This is a genomic window from Deinococcus aetherius, from assembly GCF_025997855.1.
In the GTDB taxonomy this organism is placed as follows: domain Bacteria; phylum Deinococcota; class Deinococci; order Deinococcales; family Deinococcaceae; genus Deinococcus; species Deinococcus aetherius.
Window position 1 is genome coordinate 1098844 of record NZ_AP026560.1, and the last position, 23415, is coordinate 1122258.

Here is a 23415-nt window from a genome sequence, read left to right on the forward strand (position 1 = left end):
GTGCGGAATCAAAAGAGTCGAGGAACCGGAAGCCTCCCTTGACCTCCCGACTCCTCGCCTCGCTCAGCGCAGCGCCCTCACCATCGTGTCCACGTTCGACCGGAACGCCTTCAGGTACGTGTCGCCCGCACTCCCCTTCGGCCCCAGGGCGTCGGTGTAGAGGGGCGGGGCGACCGTCGCGCCGGTCTCGCGGGCGAGGGTCTGGGCGAGGCGGGCGTTGACGGTGTTCTCGGTGAAGATGACGCGGGCGCCGCTCCCCTTCACCGTCCCGATGAGGGCGGCGAGTTCGCGCGCACTCGGCTCGCGCTCGGTGCCAATCCCGGGGAGGACGGCGCCGACGACCGTCAGGCCGTAGCGATTCGCCAGGTAGTGCAGGCTGTCGTGGTTGGTGACGATCTTGCGGCGGGTGGCGGGGAGACTGGCGAACTGTTTTTTCGCGTAGGTGTCGAGGGCCCGGAGTCGCCCCAGGTATGCGGCGGCGCTCTTCGCGTAGGTCGTCTTCCCGGCGGGGTCGAGGCGCGTGAGGGCAGCCTGGACGTTCCGCACGTACCCGGCGGCGAGCGTCGGGTCCCACCAGGCGTGGGGGTCGAGGGCGGCGTGGCCGTGGTCTTCGGCGTGACCCTCCTCGTGCGGGGCCTCACGCAGCTTCAGGCCCGCCGTCAACCCGGTCACGGGCACCCTCGGCGCGGCGGCCCTGAGCTTCGGGAGCCAGGGCTCCAGCCCTGCCCCGTTGGCGAAGAGGGCGCGGCTGCCCGCCAGGCCGCGAATCGCCGCCGTGGTCGGCTGGAAGGCGTGGGTGTCGCCCCCCGGGGGCACGATGACGTTCACCGCCACGCGGTTTCCCCCGACCGACCGCACGAAGTCCGCCACGATGGTCGTCGTCGCGCTGACGGGCAGGGGCGCCGCCGAGGCCGTGCCCAGGGCCAGGAGGAGGCAGGCCGCCAGACCCCGCCCGGGGAGGGGGAGTTTGCCCCGCGCGGGCCCTTCGTGTTCCAGCCGTTCGCCGTCGTGGATCATAATGATAACTCTTTATCACATTGCCCCTCCCGGCGTGGTGAGGCCGGTCTCCCCCTGGCACCGTTTCGACCCCACGCCCTACACTGCGGCCCATGACTCAAGCCGCCGTCCAACCCGCCAGTCCCGAGTGGTACAAGAGCGCCGTCTTCTACGAGCTGTCCGTCCGCACCTTCGCCGACGGCAACGGCGACGGCAAGGGTGATTTCCCGGGGCTGACGGGCAGGCTCGACTATCTCAAGGACCTCGGCGTGGACTGCCTGTGGCTGCTGCCCTGGTATCCCAGCCCGCTGCGCGACGACGGCTACGACGTGGCGGACTACGTAGGCATCCACCCCGACCTGGGCACGCTGGACGACTTCAAGGTCTTCCTGCGCGAGGCGCACGCCCGGGGGCTCAGGGTGATCGGCGACTTCGTGACCAACCACACCTCCTCGGACCACCCGTGGTTCCAGGCGGCGCGGCGCGGGCCCGTGCTTCCCGACGGCACGCCGAACGAGTACCACGACTATTACGTCTGGAGCGAGACGGGCACCGAGTACGCGGGAGCCAGGATCATCTTCACCGACACCGAGACGAGCAACTGGACCCGCGACGAGATGTGCGGCAAGTACTACTGGCACCGCTTCTTCTCCTCGCAGCCCGACCTCAACTACGACAACCCCGCCGTCCTGGCCGAGATTATGCAGGGGGCCCGCTTCTGGCTCGATCTGGGGCTCGACGGCTTCCGGGTGGACGCGGTGCCGTACCTGATCGAGCGCGAGGGGACGAACTGCGAGAACCTGCCCGAGACGCACGCCATCCTGAGGCAGATGCGCAAGATGGTGGACGCCGAGTACCCGGGCCGCCTGCTGCTGGCCGAGGCGAACCAGTGGCCCGAGGACGTGGTGGAGTACTTCGGGAGTGAGCAGGACCCGGAGTTCCACATGTGCTTCAACTTCCCGGTGATGCCCCGGCTCTACATGAGCCTCAAGCGCGAGGACACCACCAGCATCCGGCAGATCATGGGCCGCCTCCCCGAGATTCCCTCCTTCGGGCAGTGGGCGACCTTCCTGCGGAACCACGACGAGTTGACGCTGGAGATGGTCACCGACGACGAGCGCGCCTTCATGTACATGGCCTACGCGCCCGACTCGCGCATGAAGATCAACGTGGGCATCCGCCGCCGCCTCGCGCCCCTGCTCGACAACGACCGCCGCCGCATCGAACTCCTCCACACCGTCCTCCTCGCCCTGCCCGGCAGCCCGATCCTGTACTACGGCGACGAGATCGGCATGGGCGACAACCTCTCGCTGGCCGACCGCAACGGTGTGCGCACCCCGATGCAGTGGAACGCGGGCGTCAACGGCGGCTTCTCGACCGCCGCGCCCGAGCTGTGCGCCTTCCCACCCATCACCGACCCCGTCTACGGTTTCCAGCGGGTGAACGTGAACAGCCAGCAGCAGGACCCCAGCAGCTTCCTGAAGTGGATCTCCCGCCAGCTCGACCTGCGCCGCCAGCACGCCGCCTTCGCGCACGGCGACCTCACCTTCGTCGAGACGGGCAACCCCGCCGTCCTCGCCTTCACCCGCAGCTACGGTGACGAGACCCTCCTGATCGTGAGCAACTTCGCCGGGAACGCCCAGGCGGCCCAGCTCGACCTCGGCGCCCACGTCGGTCAACGGCCCGTCACCCTCGCGGGCGGCAGCCACCTCCCGGACGTTGCCGAGGGACCCTACCCCATGATCCTGGGCAAGTACGACTACTACTGGCTCAAGCTCAGCGGCGTGCGGTAGGCGTTCGCCTGGGGAGAACAACCCGCTTTGCCAAATAAAGCGCAGGTGCTTCAATAGCGGGATGTGTCCCCCACTTCTCCTCACCCGGGTCCGGCCGTGACCGCCGCCGCCGCCGACTCCCGCGCCCCGACGCTGGGCTTCACCCTCGTCCTGGGGCTGATCCAGGCGATCTGGCCGCTGACGGTGGACCTGTACCTCCCGGCCTTTCCCCAGATCGCCCGGGACCTGGGGGCCACCCCGGGACAGGTGCAGTACACGCTGGCCGCCTACCTCTTCGGGGTGGCGCTGGGACAGGCCGCGCTCGGCCCGGTGACCGACAAGTACGGGCGCCGCGCGCCGCTCCTCGCCGGGCTGGGGCTGTACCTGCTGGGCACCCTGGTCTGCGTCCTCGCCCCGAGCGTCGGTGTCCTGATCGTGGGGCGGGTGGTGCAGGCGCTCGGCGGAGCGGCGGGCGCGGTCGTGGTGAGCGCGGTGGTGCGTGACCGCTACGAGGGGAAGGCGGCGGCGGGCCTCTTTTCCACCCTGATGCTCGTGACAGGGGTGGCGCCCGCCATCGCGCCGACCCTGGGAACCTGGCTGCTGACCTTCCTGCCCTGGCGGGCGATCTTCGGGGTGCTCGCAGTGTACGGCGCCCTGTGCCTGCTCCTCGTCGCCCTGCGCCTGCCGGAAACCCATCCGGCTCCGGCCCGGGTCGGGATGCGGTTGCGCGACGCGGCCTCGGTGTACGCGGGCCTGCTGCGGCGGCGCGTCTTCCTGTCCTACTCGCTGGCGGCGGGCTTTTCCGGCGGGATGCTCTTCGCGTACATCACCGGCTCGCCCTTCCTGTTCCTGGGGGAGCTGGACGCCTCCCCCGGCCTGTACGCCCTGCTCTTCGGGGTGAACGCGACGGGCCTGACCCTGGCCTCGCAGGTCAACCGGGTGCTCCTGCGCCGCTTCGAGCCTGGGCAGATGGCGCGGTGGGCGGGGCGGGTGGCCGTGGTGGTCGGGCTCTCGCTGCTCGTTGCCGCCGTCTTCCACGTCCTGAGCGTGCCGCTCGTCGCCCTCCTCTTCTTCGCCCTGCTGTGCTGCGCGGGACTGCTCTTCCCCAACAACACCGCCCTCGCGCTGTCGAGCGTCAGCGAGCGGGTGGGCAGCGCGAGCGCCCTGAGCGGCACCACCCAGTCGGCCCTCGGGGCGCTGTCGGGCACCCTCGTCGGCGCGCTGGGCGGCGGGAGCGTGGCGATCATGGGCGTGATCACGGCCTGCGCGGTCGGGGTCGTGGTGTGCCACGCGGCGGCGCGGCGGTGAGGTCCGGCCTCAGCCTGACGGCTCACCTGGGTCGAGGGCGGCCAGGACGAGCCGCACCGAGGGTTTCTCGATGACCTTCTCGTGGGGCCGAAGCTCGTGGGGCACGCCGCGCGGGTAGGCGGTGACCCGGAGGCTGGGGACGACGGAGAGACCGGGGACGGGGGGGCCCCTCCAGTCCGGCCCGTTCTGGAAAGCGGCGGCCCGGCCGTGACCGGCGAAGTCACCGCGCATCAGCACCATGCCCAGGGAGCAGAGACCGACCCCGACGAGGAGCGGCCCCTCGCGGCGGAAGGAGACGAGGACGTGATCCTGGGCCTCGCCCCCGAGGTGCAGGGGCACGACCAGCCGCCCCTCCGGCGCCAGTTGCTCCCGCCAGGCCGGGGGCAGGTCCCACGCGCCCACCGTCGCCACGATCCGGTCGTAGGGAGCGAGCGGGGGATACCCGCAGGCCCCGTCCCCGTGGACGACCTCGACGTTCCGGTCAAACCGCAGCCGCTCCCGCGCCGCCTCGGCGAGCTGCGCCTCGATATCGACCGTCACCACGCGCCCCGCCGGACCGACGAGGTGCGCCATCAGGGCCGCGTTGTAGCCGGTGCCCGCCCCGATTTCGAGCACGCGCTGGCCGGGGGCGAGGTCGAAGCCTTCCAGCATCAGGGCGACGGCGGTGGGCTGGGAGAGGGTGGCTGGGGCCTCGGGCGTCGTGCCGGGGATGATCCAGGCCCGGTCCGCGTACGCCTCCTCTAATGAGAGCCAGGGGGCGAAGGGGTGACGCGGCACGGCCCGCATCGCCTCCGCCACCCGTGGGGAACGGAGAATGTTCCGTCGCAGAAGGTCATCGACCAGCGCGTCCCGGAGCGTCCTGGCCCGGTCGTCGGGGGGCATGTTGCCACCTTACCCGGTCCGGCTTGTCATGAGGAGGACCGTCGTTCAACCCAAAGGAGAGGGGCCGGACAAGTCGCGTCCGGCCCCCTTCCCGTCTCCCGTCCTCAGTCGCTCCGGCTCAGCCCGCCGCCGATGCCGAATATCCGCAGGATGAAGAGGAACATGTTGATGAAGTTGAGGTACAGCGCCAGCGCCCCGTTGATCGCCGCGCGCTCGGCCATCTCGCCCTGCACGCCGCTCAGCGCGAGGTTCCGCAGCATCTGTGTGTCGTAGGCGGTCAGGCCCGCGAAGAGCAGCACGCCGATGACGCTGATTCCGAGCGTCAGGACGCTGCTCGCCACGAACAGGTTCACGATCATGGCGACGAGCAGGCCGATCAGGGCGAAGAGGAAGAACCGACCCATCGCGCTCAGGTCGCGCTTGATGACGTACCCTACCACGCTCATCGCGCCGAAGGTCCCGGCGGTCGTTAGGAAGGCGGAGATCACGGCCGAGGGGCTGTAGGCGAAGAGCAGGGCGCTGAAGGTCAGCCCCGTCAGGGCGGCGTAGGCGATGAAGAGCGTTCCCGCCACCGCGCTGCTCAGCCGCGTGGCGAGGCCGCTCAGCGCGAGGACGATCACGAACTGGGCGAGGATCAGCGGCAGGCGCAGGCTCATCACCTGCGAGGCCAGGACCTCGTTCTGAGCGGTCAGGTAGGCGACCCCGGCGGTGAGGGCCAGCCCCGCCGCCATCCACGAGTACGTCCGCGCCATGAAGGTGCGGACCAGATTTTCTGTACGTGTCGCAGTGATTTGCATACACCTCAGGGTACGGGGAAGGCGGGTGAAAAGTTCCCGGGAAGCGTTCAGCTCTCAGCCGTCAGCCGTCAGCAAAGGGAAGGCCACGGCGAAAGCCCCACATCTTTTGCTGACCGCTGAGAGCTGACGGCTAACAGCTCCCCCTCACCTCCTCACCAGCAGCGCCAGCGGGAAGTCCTCCAGCACCTTCGCCAGCGCGATCTTCTCGCCGCGCACCCGCACCCGCTCACCCGTCAGCACGTTCTCGTACGTGCCGGGGCGCGGAAGGGAGAGCTGCCGGTTGCCCCACACCTCACCCAGGGCCCAGGGCGTCTTCTCGCGGGTCAGGCTGTAGGTCAGGCGGGGCGCGACCGTCACCGCCAACTCGTCCCCGTGCTCGCGGGCGAAGGCGAGGAGGTGCCGACTCGCCCCCAGCGGGCGGTAGCTGCCGTGCCCGAAGAGTTCCGGGTGCTCGGCCCGGGCCTGGAGGGCGGCCCAGCTGACGAGGAGCTTGACCCCGCCGTCCTCGTACCCCGCCAGGAGTTCCGAGGCGAGCTTCAACTCGTTCTCCGCGTGCCGCCGCTCGATGCGGGCGAGCGTCCGCGTGTACGAAGAGTAGTCCACCGGGCGGCGGTTGTCGGGGTCCACGAGGCTCTGGTTCCAGCCCTCCGAGCCCTGGTAGGTGTCGGGCACGCCGGGGGCGGTCAGGCGCACCAGGGTCGCCGAGAGGCCGTTCTGCGCCCCGTACGGGCTGACCCGGATGTGAAGCTCGCGCAGGGTCTCCAGATACCGCTCGTTCTCCAGCAGCCCGCGCACCATCCGGTCGAGGGCCCCCTCGTACTCGCTGTCGGAGGCGGCCCAGCTTGTCCGCAGCTTGGCCTCGCGGGCGGCCTTGAGCAGGTAGTCGCTCAGGCGGTCGGCGAACCCGTCGAGCCTGCCGCCCAGGGGGTACGCGCCCAGCGCCGTTTGCAGCAGGAGGTACACGTCGAGCGCGGAGGGCGCGGGGCCGAGTTCGGTCGGCGTCTCCAGCGCGCGGACGAGGGGCAGCCACCCGCTGAGGTACGCCGTCCAGGTCTGCGGCATCTCGGACAGGACGCTGATGCGGGCCCGGGTGTCCTCGCCGCGCTTGGTGTCGTGCGTGCTCCCGGCGAGGAGGGCCCCCGGCCAGTGTTCGGCCCGGTCGCGCGCCGCCATGTGGAACGCCCTGGGGGGCGTTCCGAAGTGCGCGGGGTCGCTGCCCACCTCGTTCAGCGAGAGGAGGCGTCCGTAACGGTAAAAGGCCGTGTCCTCCGCCCCCTTCGCTGTCACCGGGCCGGTGAGCTGCTGGAACTTGAGGGCGAAGTCGGCGTAACGCTCGCGGGTGGCCTCGTCGGGCGCGCCCAGCTTGAGGACCGCCTCCAGGAAGTCGAAGAGGCTGGGGTCGAGGTCGCGGTTCCCCCGGCGGCTGTTGGCCTTGGCGTCCCGGATGGCGAGTTCGATCTTGGCGTTGTCGCCGGGCTCGCGCGAGCCGTCTGCCCGCACGTAGGTGCGGTACACCGGGAAGACGGCGATCACCTCGCGGATCACGTCGCGCAGGGCGCTCAGCGTGAAGTCCCGGAAGCGCAGGTCTGCCTCCGCCAGCCGCTCCAGGTGCTCGGCGAGGACGTTCACCTCGCCCGGCAGCGAGACCCGCTGAATCAGGGACTTGCCCCGGTACAGGTGCTCGGAGTAGGGGTCGCGGTCCCCGGTGAAGCGGCGGTAGATCGCCGTCATCTCCTCCTCGTTCGCGCCGTCCACGAACACGCCGTTCAGTTGCCCGAGGAAGTCGTACCCGGTCGTCCCGTGGACCAGCCAGTCCTCGGGCAGCCGCTCGCCGGGCTCCAGAATCTTCTCGGCGACGACGTAGAGGGGCAGCGCCTCGCGCGGGGTGTCCTCCTCCGGGGCGGGCAGGCCCAGCGCCTCGGCGGCCCCCCGTTGCAGCGCCCGGAAGTACCCGGCGGGGTCGTACAGGCCGTCGGTGTGGTCGAGCCGCACGCCCGAAACCACCCCGTCACGCACGAGTTCGAAGAGCTTGGCGTGCGCCCAGGCGAAGACGCGCGGGTCCTCCATCCGCAGGGCCGCGAGGTCGTTGATGTCGAAAAATCTCCGGTAGTTGATCTGCTCGGCGGCCACCCGCCAGTACGCCAGGCGGTAGTTCTGCTCCTGGATCAGCGAGTCGAGGAGGGCTGGGTCGCCGTTCGCCGTCTCCAGCACGGAGTCCAGCGCCTCCCGGACGGTGCGGGACGCCTGGGCGAGGATAGCGAGGCGGCGGGCGATCACGTCCACCTCCTCCGCGCGGGCGAGGCGGTCGGCGTCCGTCAGGTCCGAAGAGGTCGAACGGGGCAGGCTCGCCGCCGCCCGGGCGATGGAGGCGAGTTCGGCGTGGTCGGGCCCCGGCGAGAGCCGCCCCGCAACCTGCGCGAGCAGCGCGGCGAGGCTGCGGGGCGAGATCGGCAGGCGCCGCTCCCAGTAGCGCAGGAAGAAACGGCCGCCGTCGCGCTCCAGCCTCAGTTCGCCCCGCTCCAGCACCCGCCCGTACTGGTCGCCCAGCGTCGGCAGCAGCACCTTGTTCTCCAGCGCCCGCTTGAGGGGCTGCCACGAGATGTCGAAGAAGTGGGCGTAGCGGCTCGCCCGCCCGTGCATCAGCACGTCCTCCCAGTACGGGTTGTGCCCGCCCTGGATGCCCATGTGGTTGGGCACGAAGTCCACGATCAGCCGCAGCCCGAGTTCGCGGGCGCGGTCCGCCAGCTTCCGCAGCCCCGCCTCGCCGCCCAGCCGGGGGTTCACCTCCGCGTGGTCGGTCACGTCGTAGCCGTGCGTCGAGCCCGGCGTGCTCGTCCAGATGGGGGAGAGGTACACGTCCGTCACCCCGAGCCGCCGCAGGTAGGGCAGGACCCGCCGCGCCGCCGCGAAGTCGAAGCCCTCGTGAAGCTGGAGGCGGTAGGTGGAGGAGGGGATGTGGGCGGCGGGTTGTGGGGTGTGGGTGGGCGCTTCGAGCACCTGGGTCATGGCTGGGACCTCAGCAGGGCGGCCTCACCGGGAGCGAGGGCGAGGTCCTCGCGGCCTTCGGAGTGGAGGAGCACGGTGGGGGGGAGGTCGAGGGAGAGGATCAGCGCCTGGGGGGCAAGCGTGGCCTGTCCGAGATTCCACAGCATGGCGCGCTCGCCGTCCTCGGTCTTGTGGTGGACCCACAGCACGTCCCCCACGCTCCCGGCGGTGAGGTTGCGGCGCTCGCGGTCCCTCAGCACGAGGTCCTCCCGCCTCAGCCGCAGCAACTCGCGGTAGAGGGCCAGGGTGCGGGCGTGTTCGCCCTCCCCGCGCTCGGCCCAGTTCAGCTTCGCCAGCCGGAAAGTCGCCTCCGCCTGGGGGTCGAGCACGTTGTCGCCGCCGAAGCCCTCGAAGTACGCGAACTCCCGCTTGCGCCCCTCGGTGACGAGGCGGCCGAGTTCGCCCTGGTGGTCGCTGAAGAAGGGGAAGGGGGCGGAGGCGGCCCACTCCTGCCCCTGAAAGAGCAGCGGCGTCATCGGCAGGGTGAGGAGGAGCATGGAGGCTCCCCGGAAGATGGCGTCGCTGACCCCGCGCGGCCCCTGGTGGTGCAGGCGGTCGCCCACCGGGCGGTTGCCGATCTGGTCGTGGTTCTGGATGCAGTAGACGAAGCTCGGCGCGCCCAGCGTGTCGGCGGGCCTGCCGCGCGGGTGGGTCTCGCCGTTCACCGTGTAGTCCTGCCCCTCGAAGACCCAGCCCCGGTTGATCGCGTTCGCGATCCCCGCCGCGCCGCCCGTGAAGGGGGCGTAGTAGCCCTCGTGCTCGCCCGTCAGCGTGACCCGCACCTGGTGGTGGAAGTCGTCGGCCCACACGCCGTCGAGGTGGTCTTCGGTGATCAGTTCGGGCAGGTTGCGGTGGTCCTCCGCGACGAGGAGGTGAGTGCCGCCGAGCGAGTGGACCTCGTGGGCGAGTTCACGCAGGATGTGGACCGGGCTGTCGTCGAAGATCGCGTTCGTGGCGTCGAGCCGCAGCCCGTCGAAGCGGTAGTCGCGCAGCCACATCCGGGCATTGCCGGTGATCAGGCGGCGCATATGAGGCTCGGCGTAATCGAGCCCGGCGCCCCAGGGGGTCGAGTAGCGGTCGGTGAAGTACGTGGGGCTGTACACGCCCAGGTAGTTCCCGTCCGGCCCGAAGTGGTTGTACACGGCGTCCAGAAAGACCGCCAGCCCCAGCCCGTGCGCGGCGTCCACCAAGGCCATCAGGTCCTCCGGTCGGCCGTAAGGGGCGTAGGAGGCGTACAGGGCCACCCCGTCGTACCCCCAACCGCGCGCGCCGGGAAAGGCCGCGAGCGGCATCAGTTCGACGGCGGTCACACCCAGGTCCACGAGGTCGGGCAGCCGCTCCATCGCCGCCCGGTAGGTTCCCTCGGGAGTGAAGGTGCCGACGTGCAGTTCGTAGAACACGCACCCGCCCAGGGGCAGGCCGCGCCACCCCGTGTTCTTCCACCCGTAGGCGTTCAGGTCCACGACCTCCGCCTCACCGTGCACGCCGTCCGGCAGAAAGCGGGCGTAGGGGTCGGGCCAGGCCTGACCGTCCAGCACGAACTTGTAGCGTGCGCCGGCGCCCACAGGCAGCACCGTCTCGAAGAGGCCGTCCCCGAGGGACTGCATGGGGTGGTCCCCACCGTTCACGCGCGCCGCGACCTCGCGGGCCGTGGTCGTCCACACCCGGAAACGGGTGCCGCTGCCGCCAGGCAACAGGTGTGCGCCCAGCCGGGTGGCGAGGTCGTCGGAGGAGCGGTTGGAAGGGAGGGAAGAGTTCGCAGAGGTCGTCATGGTGTTCCTTGCGGGTCGCCCACCTGCCAACGGGAGGGAGGGGGACGAAACGGATCAGCGTAAGCGGGTGGACGGGGAGGGCCGTGAGAGAAGGGTCAAGCCTGAGTTGGAGAGGAGCGCGGGGCAACAAAGCGAGAAGGCCGGAAGGGGCCACGCGTCAGGCCCTCCCGGCCTCCTTGCCCCGCCCTCAGTCGCGCACGCAGCGGTAGAGCTTCACGCTGCGCGCCCGCAGGGTGGTCTCGCCCCCGGCGGCCCGCAGCTCGTGGGCGCCGTCGTCGGCGGTGTCGAGCAGCAGCTCCCAGGCCTCGCAGCCGTCGAGGTCGGGCAGGCGGAAGGGCAGGTCGATGTACGACGAACTCAGGAGCAGCAGCAGGTCGTCGTCCCGCACGGGCCGCCCCTCGGCGTCCACGTCGTCCAGGCCGTCGCCGTCGAGGAACATGCCCAGGGACTGAGTCTGAGGGTTGTTCCAGTCGGCGTCGCTCATCTGCTGGCCGTCGAACCGCAGCCACACGATGTCGCGCACGTCCTCGCCGCGAATGGTGCGCCCCGAGAAGAACTTGCGGCGGTGCAGCGCGGGGTGCGCCTTGCGCAGCCGGATCACCCGCCGGGTAAAGGCGAGCAGGTCCGCGTCGATCTTCGCCCAGTCGTACCAGCTGACAGGGTTGTCCTGGCAGTAGGCGTTGTTGTTGCCCTTCTGCGTGCGCCCGATCTCGTCGCCACCGAGAATCATCGGCGTGCCCTGCCCGAGCAGCAACGTCGCCAGGAAGTTGCGCTGCTGCCTCGCGCGCAGAACCTTGATCTCCGGGTCGTCCGTCTCGCCCTCCACCCCGCAGTTCCAGGTCAGGTTGTGGTTGTGGCCGTCCTTGTTGCCCTCGCCGTTCGCCTCGTTGTGCTTCTGTTCGTACATCACCGAGTCGCACAGGGTGAAGCCGTCGTGGGCGGTCACGAAGTTGATCGAGGCGGAGGGTTTGCGACCGTCGCGCTGGTAGAGGTCCGAAGAGCCCGTCAGGCGGTAGCCGATCTCGGAGGCCAGCCCGCCCTCGCCCTTCCAGAAGGCGCGCATGTCGTCGCGGTAGATGCCGTTCCACTCCGCCCAGTTCACCGGGAAGTTGCCGACCTGGTAGCCGCCCTCGCCCACGTCCCACGGCTCGGCGATCAGCTTGACCTGCGAGATGACGGGGTCCTGGTGGATGATCGTGAAAAAGCCCGAGAGCTGGTCCACCTCGTGCAGCCCGCGCGCCAGCGTCGAGGCGAGGTCGAAGCGGAAGCCGTCCACGTGCATCTCGGTGATCCAGTAGCGCAGGCTGTCCATGATGAGCCGGAGGGTCTGCGGGTGCCGGACGTTCAGGGAGTTCCCGGTGCCCGTATAGTCGAAGTAGAAGCGCGGCTTGTCGGCGACGAGGCGGTAGTACGTCGGGTTGTCGATGCCCTTGAAGCTCATCGTGGGCCCGAGGTGGTTGCCCTCGGCGGTGTGGTTGTACACCACGTCGAGGATCACCTCGATCCCGGCGTCGTGCAGGGCGCGCACCATGTTCTTGAACTCGGGCACGGCCCCGGCGGGGTCACCCCGGCGCGCGGCGGCGGAGTAGCGCACGTCCGGCGCGAAGAAGTTCAGGGTCGAGTAGCCCCAGTAGTTCGTCAGCCCCTTGGCGACCAGGAAGGGGTCGTCCACATGCTGATGGACGGGCAGAAACTCGACCGCCGTGACCCCGAGGTCCTGGAGGTAGCGCAAGATGGGCTCGGTCGCCACACCCGCGTACGTCCCGCGCAGCGCCTCGGGCACGTCAGGATGGGTCATGGTCAGGCCCTTGACGTGGGTCTCGTAGATCACCGACTGGTGGAAGGGAACTTTCGGCCTCCTGTCGCCCACCCAGTTGAACACCGGGTCGATCACGATGCCGAGCGGGATGCCGCGCTGCTCCTGCGTCTGCATCACGGTGTCCTCCCCGCCGGGAACGTACCCGAAGATGCCCGCCTCCAGGTTCTCCACCCCGCCCAGCGCCTTGGCGTACGGGTCGAGGAGCACGACGTTCGGGTTAAACCGCAACCCCCGCTCGGGGGCATACTCGCCGTGTACCCGGTAGCCGTACCGCTGCCCCGGCCCGACGCCCGGAAGGTAGCCGTGCCACACGAAGGCGGTCTGTTCGTTGATTTCAAAGCGCGTCTCCTGGCCCTGGTCGTCGAAGAAGCACAGCTCGACGGCGCTGGCGTTTTCGGAGTACAGCGCGAAGTTGGTGCCCTTGCCGTCCCAGGTGGCTCCCAGGGGATAGGGGCTCCCGGGCCGCACGCGCGCCGGGGGCGCGGTCGTGTCGAGGGGAGAGGGGACGGTCGGTTCGGTGGCGGTCATGAGGGTCCTCCACGGGCGCGCAGCCCGGTTTCGTCAGGGTAGATATGTAAGGAGGAGGCGACTCCACGGTTCACCCGCGAAGACGCCACCCGTTGCTGGAAACGTTACCAAAAGCCGCCCAGATCACGGGCGAGGTGAATTACAGAAACCTTACGGGACCCTCCCACCCCCCGCCGTCCCTCAAGAACGGCTCAAGGGAGGGGTGGGGGCGGAAGGAAACGCTGATCGCGGTGCTCCGTTCCGACCGCTTGCACCCCGGTTTCTCGCTCCACTTCTCCGGCCACCGCTGTCAGAACCCGAGCTGTGCCCTGGGCCGGTCGAGCTGCGCCAGGCGCTCGGGCGTCCACAGCTCGTAGGTGTACATGGGGTACTGCCGCTTGAAGCGCCCGATGCGGTCCCACACCTCGCGCGTCTCGAAGGGCACCACGAGGATCAGCCGGATCACCGAATCCTCGGCGTCGTAGATGTAGAAGTCGAAGTGAAAGGCCTGCTCGCGCCCCGACTCGGTGAAGAGGGGGAAGGAAAAGGGCCGGTAGCGCCACGCCTTGTTCCGCGTGCCCAGGATGCGGGCGGCCACCCGCTTGAGGCTGCTGTCCGGGAAGGTCAGCTCCTGCCCGTCGCGGTCGCGGAAGACGGTTTCGGGCGGCGGCGCGTCGAGCTGCACGCGCCCCCGCTCGGGCAGAGGCTTCTTCACCCCCTTGGGCGGAGTCTTGCGCCCGGTGGCGGGATTGAAGGTCACCTCGCCCGCCGCCGCCCGCTCGCCCGGTTTGCGCCGGGCCGGGTTGGTGCCGCCGCGCGAGGCCGCGTTGCCACCTCCTGCACGACTCCCGCCTGCCGTGTCGCCGCGTGCCCCGCCCGGCCGCGTGTCCCCGGCCCTCGGCCCATCCCGGCGGGGACTGGAGGCGGACCGCCCTCCCGACTCGCCCTCCGCGCGTGGGGTGCGCTCGCGGACGGGCGCCGTGCTGTCGCGCGTTGCTCCCCCGCGTCCCTGCGCCGTGTTGCGCCTCGGCGCGCGGCCCCTTGATCCCTTTTTCGGTCCGGTCATGGGGGAAGGATAGCGGTCAGCCGTCAGCCATCAGCGGTCAGCCAGACAAACGCCCCAGCCGGAGCCGGGGTGTTCTGTGTTGAGGGCTGAAAGCTGACCGCTGACGGCTTCCTACTTCGCCAGCCCCCGCACCACGCTCAGGTTCACGAAGCGGTTCAGGTCCGGCACGTCCCGCGCGAAGCCCGCCTCCTTGTTGAGTTGAGCGTACTCGCCCAGGGTCTTGAGGTTGATGTCCCAGGTGACCCGCGTGCGCGCGAGGGCCTTGAAGAGTTCGGCGGAGTTGGGTCGCTTGCCCGTGAAAGCCTGAATCTGGTCGGCGATGGCCTTCTGTGCCCCCGCGTTGCTCGTCTTGATGAAGTTGATCGCGGCGAGGTGCCCGCGCAGGAGCCCCCTCACGACCTCCGGGTTCTGCTCCGCGAACTTGGTGTTCACGACGAGGACGGTGGTCGTGTAGTTGCCGCCCTCCCAGATCGCCTTTTCATTGGCGATCAGCCGCGCGCCCTGCGTCTCCATCACCGCGCCCCACGGCTCCTGCACGAGGGCGGCGTCCACCTGCCTGCTGGCGAAGGCGGCGGGCATGTTCGCCGGGTCGATGGGCACGATGGTGACGGTGCCGCCCTCGTCGGTGGCCTTCAGACCGTTCTCGTGCAGCAGGTGGCGCAGGCTGATGTCCTGGGTGGAGCCGCGCGTGGGCACGGCGACCTTCTTGCCCGCGAGCCCCTTCACGCCCCGGATGCCGCTGTCCCCCCGGCCCACGAGCACTGCGCCCGCGTTCGCCGCCCCCGCGTAGACCTGGATGGGCACCCCGCGCATGAAGGCGTTCATCGCCGGGCCGGGGCCCACGTACGCCGCGTCGATGGCGCCCGCCGCGAACGCCTCGTTGATCTGCGAGCCGTTGGCGAACTCCTTGACCACCAGCCGCACGTTGCCGAGTTCCTTCTGAAAGAGCCCGCGCTGCACACCCACCAGCCCGGCCGCGTGCGTGACGTTGGGAAAGATGCCCAGCCGAAATTCCTTGACCTGTTGCGCCTGCGCCCCGCCCAGGGTCAGGGCGAGCGTGGCGAGAGAAAGGAGAGTGCGCTTCATAGAGGCCAGTCTACCAAATAAATTGATCTATTTTGTAAACTGTATGGGCAAGAGGGCGGACCTGAGCGGCCAGGGGGGGCGCCGAGCCGTCTGTTCCCGGGGAGGCCTCCGGGGAAGTGAGGCTGCCGGAGCAGCGCGGACGCTCTGGAATCCCGCCCTTTGGGGCGGCCGGTGGCGGCTTGAGGGCCGGGGCGGGGCAAGCGTGAACCGGTCTTCAGCGAAATAGGAGACGCTGCCGCATCGCGCCTCTCAAAAATGGGGCCGCAGAAAGGGGCAAACATGATTTCCAGAGCCGATATGCGCCGCATCCAGGAGCTTCCCGACAACGCGATGGTTCTGATGGCCGTCGTGAACGACAACCCCGCCAACGTGGACAACGAGGGCGGCGGACTCCAGACCCGGGCCAAGGTGGCGATGCAGGAGGCCGGGGTTCCCCCCACGGTGATGGGTCTGGTCCTCGACGACCTCTCCCAGCCCCGCACCCACCACGGCAAGAGCGCCCTGTACCTCGTGGAGGGCGAGACGCTGGAGCGCTTCGACATCAACGCGGACCTGCCCGAACGCTTCCACTACGGGCGCCCCGTCAAGTCGCTCCTGGCGAGCATCATGGAACTGCTCCCCACCGTGGCCGTCCTCGCGGTGGATAGAGAGTGGGCACGGCTCTTCCTGTTGCGTCAGGGCGAACTCATCGAGCTGCGGCGCGAGGAGAACGTCCGCCTCGACGACGGCGAGCGTTGGGACTCGATGGTCTCGGGCACCCGCCACGTGCCGGGGGCGCCTGGAAGCGGCGGGGCGGGCAGGGGCCAACCCGGCAGCGGCCCGCGCAGCGACAGCGGCACCGACCTCTTCGAGAACCGCGAGGCGGCGATCCAGCAGCGGTTTTACAACGGGATCGTGGCGGAGCTGGGCGAGATGATGAGCCGCCGCGACATCAAGGCCCTCATTCTGGTGGGCACCGTGCAGCGCGTGGCCGAGTTCAAGGCCGAGATTCCCGACAAGGCGCCCTACGAGGTGATCGGCGAGACGAACGTGGTGGGCGGCGCGGGCTGGGTGAACCCGGCGGAGATTCTGGAAAAGATTCAGCCTATCGTCGAGGAGTACCGCCAGAAGACGGAGGCCGCCCTGCTCGACCAGATTCAGGAACAGGGCGTGATGGAGGTCGAGCGCGTGCTGGAGATGATCCAGGAGGCGCGCATCTACCAGCTCGTGATCCCCGAGGACGGCTCGCAGATGAACATCTACCGCAGCCACAACCGCGAGGTCCCCTACTTCACGAGCAAGAAGGACGTGGTCCACAGCCCCCTCGACGACAGCCTGATGGAACGCGTCACCCTGGAAGAAGTGCTGCCCGATCTGATCGACCTCTACGGCGTCGAGGTCAAGCGGGTACACGGGGACTACGCCGGGCGCCTCGTGCGCGAGTTCGGCGGGCTGGCGGGGCTGCCCCGGTACTGAGCGGGAGGGAGTGACATGGCGACGAGCATTCGCACCAGACGCGCCCTCGAACTGTTCGCCACCCTTCTGATCGGGGACGGGCTGATCTCCCTGCTCCGGCCCGTGCGGCACAGCCTGCTGTGGTGGATGCCGGTGCCCGGCGTGCGGGGGCTGATGGAGTGGTGCGCCGAGCGGCCCCATGCCACCCGCGCCATCGGGCTCGCGCAGGTGGCCGCCGGGCTGTGGCTCGACGCGCGGCAGTACAGCTCGGGGCCGAAGCGGGAGTAGATCAGTTTAAAGTCCCCGGCAATACAACACCGTTCCGCTGAGCAACACGAGGCATTTCCCGGATTGCTCAGCGGGACAACAGTGTTCCGTCAACCTCTTCAAAGCACGTCGACTTCGCCCGGACGCGCCCAGGAGGGGTCTGTGGGCATTCGGCGTGCTCCCCGCCGCTCTCCACACCCCGTGGTTCCGGCGGTCATCCCACGGTCACGAGGAGGTCATGAGGGCCTTCCTAATGTGGCGGCACAGCGGACGGGACGCGAACGGACAATCACCCGGCCCGCTCACCCCGCCCCGGTGGGGGAAGGAGAAAGGTATGCGCGAAGGGTGGAGGAAGATGGTGGCCCTGCTGGCGTCTGCGGTGCTGCTCGCGGGAAGCCCGGTGCGGGCCGACACGGTCCCGTCGGGGCTGTATGCCCAGTACGAGGCGCAGCGGGACGTGACGCGCGGCTTCGGCTACCACGAGGTCTTCGAGCCGGACGTTTACCGGATGGACGAGGGCGACGTCGAGACCGAGGAGGTTACCCTGTCGGGCGGCGAGTACCGCTTCAAGGCGATCTGCGACAGTGCCTGCGGCGACATCGACCTCGTGGTGCGCGATTCGCGAGGGCAGGTCGTCGCCTCGGACTACGAACTGGACAGCGTGCCCATCGTCTCCTTCCGGACCGGGCGAGGTGACTACACCGTGCGGCTGAGCATGGAGTCCTGCGACTGGGAGCCCTGCCAGGCCGTGCTCATGTACATGAAGAAGTAGGATAGGGACGCGTGGGCGGAACGGCAAGGGAGAGGGCCGTTCCGCCCTGCCCGTTCGTCGTCTCCCTTCCATCCCTTCCAGGTCTCCCCGCGTACAATCCCCCCTGTGACGGTCGCCACCCCCAACCTCTCCAAACTGCTGCCGTCCGCGCCGGTCGGAAACGTCCTGCTGCTCCCGCAGGTGGCCCGCGCCGCCCTCTTCGCCGCCCACCCCGGTCCCGCCGTGCTGCTGACCACGCCCGACCGCGCCGCGCTCTACGCCTCGTCGGGCGTGCTCGGCGCCCCCGTGACCGTCAACCCCGGCCTGCGCGACTGGGGCGAGAAGCACGAGCACGTCGTCCTCGACGTGAACACCGCCCTCGACCTCTTCCCCGCGCACCCCGAGGACCACGCCGTCACCCTCACGGTGGGCCGTTCCTACCCGCGCGAGGAGTTGCTGGGCCGCCTGGAGCGGCTGGGCTACGAGCGCGGCGAGGAACCCGGCTTCGAGCTGCGCGGCGACACGCTGGAGTTGAGGCTGGAGCCGGGGGCGGGGGTGCCTCAGGACGCCGAAGCCGTCTGGATTCGCGCCGAGTTCTTCGGGGACGAGCTGGATACCCTGCGCCGCCTTTCTCCTGGGGAGCTGACGGGCGAGAAGATCAGGACCTTCACGCTGGAGCCCACCGCCGACTACCTGACGGAGGTGAAGTGGGATGCCACCCGCCTCGACCTCCTGCTAGGCCGGGTGTTCCTCGACGCGCCGGAGTTCTACGCCTCGGCATTGGGCCCGCTCGCCGACACCCTCTGGCCCCGGTTGCGGAACCGCGAAGTCACTTCTTTTGGCCGCTCCCCCCTCGAACTCTCCGACTTCGACCTTGACCTCAAAGTCCTGCCCTTCTACCGCGCCCGCCTCTCCGACCTCGCGCGGGACGTGGACGACTGGCGGGGGGCGGGCTACCGGGTCCTGATCCTCGTGCGGCATGACCGGACGGCGACGTATCTGGCGGAGAAATTGCTGGAGACCCGCGAGGTCCCCTGGCTGACCATCCCGCGTGTCGAGGAGGGCGGCCTCGGTTTCCTGCGCGCGGGCGGCGAGGGCGGCTTCGCCATCCCAGAACACCGCACCGTCGTCATCACGGAAGACCTGATCTACGGTTTCCAGGGAGGCTCGGCACTGCGCGGCAAGAAGCTCGGCGGCAAGCCCGTCACCGACGCGCTGGGCCTCCACGTCGGCGACTACCTGATCCACCCCGAGCACGGCATCGGGCAGTTTCAGGGGCTGGAGACGCGCACGGTCCTCGGCGTCACGCGCGACTACCTGAACCTCGAATACCGGAACGGCGCCCGCCTCGCCGTGCCCATAGAGCAACTGCCCGTGCTGCGCCGCCACCCCGGCACGACCGACGATCCGCCCGTCCTCTCCAGCTTCGACAAGAAGGACTGGGCGCGTGCCAAGGAGCGGGCGCGCAAGAACGCGGAGGAGGTGGCCGCCAAACTCCTCGTGCAGTATGCGGCGAGGCAGGTCACGCCCGGTAACGCCTTCCCCCCGCAGCCCGAGTGGGACGCGCAGGTGGAGAAGAACTTCGGGTTCGAGCTGACCGCCGACCAGAAGACGGCGCTCAAGGAGACGATGCGCGACCTCGAAAAGCCCAACCCCGCCGACCGCCTGATCTCCGGCGACGTGGGCTTCGGCAAGACGGAGGTCGCCCTGCGCGCGGCGCACCGGGTTACCGGCCACGGCAAGCAGGTCGCCGTCCTCGTGCCCACGACCCTCCTCGCCGAGCAGCACACGTCCACGTTTGTCGAGCGGTTCAAGAACCTCCCCGTGCGCGTCGAGGGCCTGAGCCGCTTCACTGGGGACAAGCAGGCCCGCGCCATCCTCGCCGACCTCGCGCAGGGGAAGGTGGACATCATCATCGGCACCCACCGCCTGCTGTCGGGCGACGTTGGGTTCAAGGACCTCGGCCTGATCATCGTGGACGAGGAGCACCGCTTCGGGGTGGGGCAGAAGGAGAAGCTGCGGGCCCTGCGCGGCCTGCCCGAGGTGCCCAAAGACGGCAAGGGCAAGATCGAGATTCCCCAGGACGTGCGGGCGGTGGACACCCTGGCCCTCTCCGCCACGCCCATCCCGCGCACCCTCTACATGAGCATGGTGGGCCTGCGCGACATGAGCAGCATCCAGACGCCGCCGAAGGGCCGCAAGCCCATCCAGACGGTGCTCGCCCCCTACGACCCGGTGACGGTACGCGACGCGATCCTCTCCGAGATCGAGCGCGGCGGCAAGGTCTTCTACATCCACGACCGCATCGCCTCCATCGGGGCGCGCAGCCTGTACCTCCGTAACCTCGTCCCGGAGGCGCGCATCGGCGTGGCGCACGGGCGGATGAACGAGGAGGAGCTGGAGGAGATCATGCTCGGCTTCGCGGGGGGTGCGTTCGACGTGCTGCTCTCCACCACCATCGTCGAGACGGGCCTGGACATCCCCGAGGCGAACACCATTCTGATCGAGCGAGCGGACCGCCTGGGCCTCGCTCAGCTCTACCAGCTTCGCGGGCGGGTGGGACGGCGGCAGCAGACCGCCTACGCCTATATGTTCTACCCGCCGCGCATGACCGAGAACGCCCAGCGCCGCTTGTGGGCCATCGCCGACCTGCAAGACCTGGGGAGCGGGCACCTCCTCGCCGAAAAGGACATGGAGATTCGCGGGGTGGGCAACATCCTGGGCGAGGAGCAGCACGGGCACGTGCAGGCCGTCTCCATCGACGTGTACACCGAGATGCTCGCCCAGGCCGTCGCCCGGTTGAAGGGCGAGAAGATGGAAACCCCGGCCAGCGTCGCTATTGACCTCCCCATCAACGCCCGCCTCACGCCGGACTACTTCGACGGCAACGAGGAGGAGCGCATCGCCACCTACGGGCGGCTGTCGGAGGCGCGGACGCTCCAGGCCGTCAGCCGGGTCGAGCGCGACCTGCGCAAGAAGTACGGCCCGCCCACCGCCGAGGTCCAGAACTTCATCGACCTCGCCAAGCTGCGCCTGACCGCCCTTGCCAAGCGGGTGCTGAGCATCGGCGAGACGATGACCCACATTCAGGTGGCCTTCGCCTACAAGGGCCTGGACTACGACGCCCCCGGCCTGAAACGCTTCCCGCACAAGACGGAAGTCACCACCTTCCCGCCCGGCGTGAAGCTGGAGAAGCGGGGGCTGAGGCCGGACGACTACGCGCGGGTGCTCATCGAGGTGTTGGGGTACTTTGGGTGAGGGGAGGCTTGGGCGGGGGGACCCCTCCGGCGCTTCGCGCCACCTCCCCTTAAAAGGGAGGCTATCGTCGGCATCGTTTCTCCGGTGTCGTGCGCCTCAAGGCTCCCCTTTAAGGGGAGCTGTCGGCGCAGCCGACTGAGGGGTCCCCCAGCCTAAGCTAGCGCCATGCGTCACGCCTACACCCGGCACCTCGCTCCCCGCGCCCGCGAACTCCGCAACAACCAGACCCCCGCCGAGCGCAAACTCTGGTTCGAGTTCCTCCGCACGCATCCGGTCAAGTTCCGGCGTCAGGTCCCGCTTCACGGCTACATCCTGGATTTCTACTCGCCTTCCCTGAAGCTGTGCATCGAACTGGATGGCCGCAGTCACGACGGTCGGGCGGCGGTGGAGTACGACGCCGAGCGGACGCAGCAACTCACGGCGGCGGGCATCCAGGTGGTGCGCTTCAGGAATGCGGAAGTGTTCGGGCAGTTCGAAGGCGTATGCAAGGTGATTGAGGCCCTCTGTCGGGGAGAAGCGCCTTTCTGATCTGTCATTGAGTAGAGCCATAGCAAAAACCGCCCACCACACGGGCAGGCGGCTCTTGTCTTGCTTCCCTTACACGCTGATCTCCGCGAACCGCGCGTTCTCCCGGATGAAGTCCTTGCGGGGCGTCACGTCCGTCCCCATCAGGTCCTCGAAGATGCGGTTGGTGTCCATCAGGTCCTCGATGCTGACGCGCTTGAGGACGCGCGCCTCGGGGTTCATCGTCGTCTCCCAGAGCTGCTCGGCGTTCATCTCGCCCAGGCCCTTGAAGCGTTGAATCTCGTACTTCTTGCCTTCCTTGGTCGCGCGGGCGACGTGCTGTTTCAGCTCCTCCTCGTTGTAGAGGTAGGTGCCCTTGTTGTTCTTCGTCTGCGCGCCCACCGTGATGCGGTACAGCGGCGGCTGCGCGATGTACAAGTGCCCCTGCTCCACGACCGGGCGCATGTAGCGGAAGAAGAAGGTCAGCAGCAGCGTCGTGATGTGCCCGCCGTCCATGTCGGCGTCGGTCATGATGATGATCTTGTGGTAGCGCAGGTTCGACAGGTCGAAGTGGACGTTGTCGCCCGTGCCCTCCACGCCCGCGCCGATGGCGCCTATCAGCGAGCGAATCTCGGCGTTCTTGAGGATCTTGTTCAGCTCGGCCTTCTCGACGTTGAGAATCTTGCCGCGCAGGGGCAGGATCGCCTGGAAGCGCCGCTCCCGCCCACCCTTGGCCGAGCCGCCCGCCGAGTTCCCCTCCACGATAAAGAGTTCGCTCTCCGAGGGGTCCTGGCTGGAGCAGTCCGCGAGCTTGCCGGGCAGGTCGTCGTTCTCCAGGGGGTTAGAACGCCGCACGATGTCGCGGGCCTTGCGCGCGGCCTCGCGGGCGCGGGCGGCCTCGGCGGCCTTCTCCACGATGGTGCGCCCCACCCTGGGGTTCTCCTCCAGAAACTCCGCGAACTTCTCGCCCACGACGGCGTTCACGGCGGTCTGCGCCTCCGAGTTCAGCAGCTTGACCTTCGCCTGCGACTCGAACTGCGGATCACCCAGCTTGACCGACACCACGCAGTAGATGCCCTCCAGCAGGTCGTCGCCGCCGGGCACCGGGTTCCCCGCCTTGATCAGGTTCTTGTCCTTGGCGTACTTGTTCAGGATGCGGGTGTAAGCGGTCTTGAAGCCCGTCAGCGGCGTGCCGCCGTCGCGCGTGCGGATCATGTTCGCGTAGGTAAGGATGTTGTCGCTGGAGTACGTGTTCGCGTGGATGAACGCGACCTCGACCTCCACGTCGGAATGCGTCCCCCGCATCACGATGGGCTGGTCGTACAGCAGCTTGCCGTCGTCCATCACCAGGGCGCGGGCGAAGTTGGCGATGCCGCCCTGTTCAAAGAAGGTCTCTTCCTTGATCTCGCCCGCGTGCAGCTCGGTCCGCTCGTCACGCACCACGATCTTCAGCCCGGTCAGGTACGCCAGCTCACGCAGGCGGCGGCGGATGCGGTCGTAGTCGAACTTGTTCTCGAACTCGTGGAAGACGCCGGGGTCGGGATGGAAGGTGACCTTGGTGGCCCAGTGAACGTCCCTCGGCGTCTTACCCACGACTTCCAGCGGGGTCGTGACCTCACCGCGCTCGAAGCGGATGTGGTGGAGTGAGCCGTCCTTGTTGACGGTCACGTCGAGGTAGGTGGACAGCGCGTTCACCACGCTCGATCCCACGCCGTGCAGGCCGCCGGACACCTTGTACGCGCCGCCGCCGAACTTGCCGCCCGCGTGCAGCTCGGTGAAGATGACCTCGATGGCACTTCTGCCCTCGGATTTCATGATGTCCACCGGGATGCCGCGCCCGTTGTCGGTCACGGTGGCGGAGCCGTCCGCGTGCATGATGACGTGGACCTCGTCGGCAAAACCCCCCAGGCCCTCGTCGATGGCGTTGTCGATGATCTCGGTCAGGAGCTGGTGGTAGCCGTCCACGCCCGTGCCGCCCTGCACGTACATGCCGGGGCGTTTGCGCACCGCCTCCAGGCCCTTGAGGATCGAGATGGAGCTGGCGTCGTAGGCGGGCGGGGTGCTGGTTGATTGCGTCATGGTCCTCCTGGCGGCGCCCTCAGGGGGAAAGCGCGGCGGTAGAAAGGTCGATTCGGAAAAAACGGGCGCTGG

16 protein-coding genes are annotated in these 23415 nt (G+C 69.0%); 7 read left to right on the forward strand and 9 right to left on the reverse strand.

Going from position 1 to position 23415, the window contains the following annotated elements:
* Positions 1-63: 63 nt before the first annotated feature.
* Positions 64-1017 (reverse strand): metal ABC transporter solute-binding protein, Zn/Mn family, encoded by a 954-nt coding sequence (locus tag DAETH_RS05605; RefSeq protein WP_264776934.1) that lies wholly within the window; start codon positions 1015-1017, stop codon positions 64-66.
* A gap of 92 nt (positions 1018-1109) precedes the next feature.
* On the opposite strand from DAETH_RS05605, the gene treS reads away from it, so the two are divergent.
* Both treS and DAETH_RS05615 read left to right on the forward strand, forming a co-directional pair.
* The gene (gene treS, locus DAETH_RS05610) at positions 1110-2789 is read left to right on the forward strand and encodes a maltose alpha-D-glucosyltransferase (protein ID WP_264776935.1); all 1680 of its coding nucleotides are present in this window, start codon (positions 1110-1112) and stop codon (positions 2787-2789) included.
* A 96-nt stretch (positions 2790-2885) separates the two neighbouring features.
* Entirely contained in the window at positions 2886-4076 is a 1191-nt protein-coding gene (locus DAETH_RS05615; protein ID WP_264776936.1) for a multidrug effflux MFS transporter, read from the forward strand.
* Between the two features lie 9 nt (positions 4077-4085).
* On the opposite strand, the gene DAETH_RS05620 is transcribed toward DAETH_RS05615, so the two are convergent.
* The 7 genes from DAETH_RS05620 to DAETH_RS05650 form a co-directional block, all read right to left on the reverse strand.
* Positions 4086-4958: a methyltransferase domain-containing protein gene (locus DAETH_RS05620; RefSeq protein ID WP_264776937.1), complete on the reverse strand. Its 873-nt coding sequence runs from the start codon at positions 4956-4958 to the stop codon at positions 4086-4088.
* A gap of 104 nt (positions 4959-5062) precedes the next feature.
* Positions 5063-5755: a Bax inhibitor-1/YccA family protein gene (locus DAETH_RS05625; RefSeq protein WP_264776938.1), complete on the reverse strand. Its 693-nt coding sequence runs from the start codon at positions 5753-5755 to the stop codon at positions 5063-5065.
* A gap of 144 nt (positions 5756-5899) precedes the next feature.
* Complete coding sequence (gene treY, locus DAETH_RS05630) at positions 5900-8761, reverse strand: malto-oligosyltrehalose synthase (RefSeq protein ID WP_264776939.1); 2862 nt, start codon at positions 8759-8761, stop codon at positions 5900-5902.
* On the reverse strand, positions 8758-10572 hold the full coding sequence (gene treZ, locus DAETH_RS05635) for a malto-oligosyltrehalose trehalohydrolase (RefSeq protein ID WP_264776940.1): 1815 nt from the start codon (positions 10570-10572) through the stop codon (positions 8758-8760). The genes treY and treZ overlap by 4 nt, the downstream gene beginning before the upstream one ends.
* A 187-nt stretch (positions 10573-10759) precedes the next feature.
* The gene (gene glgX / locus DAETH_RS05640) at positions 10760-12919 is read right to left on the reverse strand and encodes a glycogen debranching protein GlgX (RefSeq protein ID WP_264776941.1); all 2160 of its coding nucleotides are present in this window, start codon (positions 12917-12919) and stop codon (positions 10760-10762) included.
* Between the two features lie 289 nt (positions 12920-13208).
* Positions 13209-13964: a hypothetical protein gene (locus tag DAETH_RS05645; RefSeq protein ID WP_264776942.1), complete on the reverse strand. Its 756-nt coding sequence runs from the start codon at positions 13962-13964 to the stop codon at positions 13209-13211.
* A gap of 111 nt (positions 13965-14075) precedes the next feature.
* Entirely contained in the window at positions 14076-15050 is a 975-nt protein-coding gene (locus DAETH_RS05650; RefSeq protein WP_264776943.1) for an ABC transporter substrate-binding protein, read from the reverse strand.
* A 279-nt stretch (positions 15051-15329) separates the two neighbouring features.
* Between DAETH_RS05650 and DAETH_RS05655 the strand changes: the two genes are divergently transcribed.
* The 5 genes from DAETH_RS05655 to DAETH_RS05675 all read left to right on the forward strand — a co-directional run bounded on the left by DAETH_RS05655 (position 15330) and on the right by DAETH_RS05675 (position 21288).
* Positions 15330-16505: a VLRF1 family aeRF1-type release factor gene (locus tag DAETH_RS05655; RefSeq protein WP_264776944.1), complete on the forward strand. Its 1176-nt coding sequence runs from the start codon at positions 15330-15332 to the stop codon at positions 16503-16505.
* Positions 16506-16520: 15 nt separating this feature from the next.
* Complete coding sequence (locus DAETH_RS05660) at positions 16521-16772, forward strand: hypothetical protein (RefSeq protein ID WP_264776945.1); 252 nt, start codon at positions 16521-16523, stop codon at positions 16770-16772.
* 313 nt (positions 16773-17085) lie between these two features.
* Positions 17086-17523, forward strand: a complete 438-nt coding sequence (locus tag DAETH_RS05665) for a hypothetical protein (protein WP_264776946.1) — start codon at positions 17086-17088, stop codon at positions 17521-17523.
* Between the two features lie 105 nt (positions 17524-17628).
* Positions 17629-20760, forward strand: coding sequence for a DEAD/DEAH box helicase (locus DAETH_RS05670; RefSeq protein ID WP_264776947.1), 3132 nt, complete (start codon positions 17629-17631; stop codon positions 20758-20760).
* A gap of 165 nt (positions 20761-20925) precedes the next feature.
* A complete protein-coding gene (locus tag DAETH_RS05675; RefSeq protein ID WP_264776948.1) occupies positions 20926-21288 on the forward strand; it encodes an endonuclease domain-containing protein in 363 nt (120 codons plus the stop codon).
* A 69-nt stretch (positions 21289-21357) separates the two neighbouring features.
* Here DAETH_RS05675 and DAETH_RS05680 read toward each other — a convergent pair whose 3' ends face one another.
* The gene (locus DAETH_RS05680; protein ID WP_264776949.1) at positions 21358-23343 is read right to left on the reverse strand and encodes a DNA topoisomerase subunit B; all 1986 of its coding nucleotides are present in this window, start codon (positions 23341-23343) and stop codon (positions 21358-21360) included.
* Positions 23344-23415 lie beyond the last annotated feature (72 nt).

Excerpts from the sequence above, each read along its gene's own strand:
- DAETH_RS05655 (WP_264776944.1), top strand. The coding sequence starts at position 15,330 with ATGATTTCCAGAGCCGATATGCGCCGCATCCAGGAGCTTCCCGACAAC.
- DAETH_RS05625 (WP_264776938.1), bottom strand. The coding sequence starts at position 5,755 with ATGCAAATCACTGCGACACGTACAGAAAATCTGGTCCGCACCTTCATG.
- treS (WP_264776935.1), top strand. The coding sequence starts at position 1,110 with ATGACTCAAGCCGCCGTCCAACCCGCCAGTCCCGAGTGGTACAAGAGC.
- DAETH_RS05650 (WP_264776943.1), bottom strand. The coding sequence starts at position 15,050 with ATGAAGCGCACTCTCCTTTCTCTCGCCACGCTCGCCCTGACCCTGGGC.
- DAETH_RS05665 (WP_264776946.1), top strand. The coding sequence starts at position 17,086 with ATGCGCGAAGGGTGGAGGAAGATGGTGGCCCTGCTGGCGTCTGCGGTG.
- DAETH_RS05660 (WP_264776945.1), top strand. The coding sequence starts at position 16,521 with ATGGCGACGAGCATTCGCACCAGACGCGCCCTCGAACTGTTCGCCACC.
- DAETH_RS05605 (WP_264776934.1), bottom strand. The coding sequence starts at position 1,017 with ATGATCCACGACGGCGAACGGCTGGAACACGAAGGGCCCGCGCGGGGC.
- glgX (WP_264776941.1), bottom strand. The coding sequence starts at position 12,919 with ATGACCGCCACCGAACCGACCGTCCCCTCTCCCCTCGACACGACCGCG.
- DAETH_RS05680 (WP_264776949.1), bottom strand. The coding sequence starts at position 23,343 with ATGACGCAATCAACCAGCACCCCGCCCGCCTACGACGCCAGCTCCATC.
- treZ (WP_264776940.1), bottom strand. The coding sequence starts at position 10,572 with ATGACGACCTCTGCGAACTCTTCCCTCCCTTCCAACCGCTCCTCCGAC.
- DAETH_RS05675 (WP_264776948.1), top strand. The coding sequence starts at position 20,926 with ATGCGTCACGCCTACACCCGGCACCTCGCTCCCCGCGCCCGCGAACTC.
- DAETH_RS05645 (WP_264776942.1), bottom strand. The coding sequence starts at position 13,964 with ATGACCGGACCGAAAAAGGGATCAAGGGGCCGCGCGCCGAGGCGCAAC.
- DAETH_RS05620 (WP_264776937.1), bottom strand. The coding sequence starts at position 4,958 with ATGCCCCCCGACGACCGGGCCAGGACGCTCCGGGACGCGCTGGTCGAT.
- treY (WP_264776939.1), bottom strand. The coding sequence starts at position 8,761 with ATGACCCAGGTGCTCGAAGCGCCCACCCACACCCCACAACCCGCCGCC.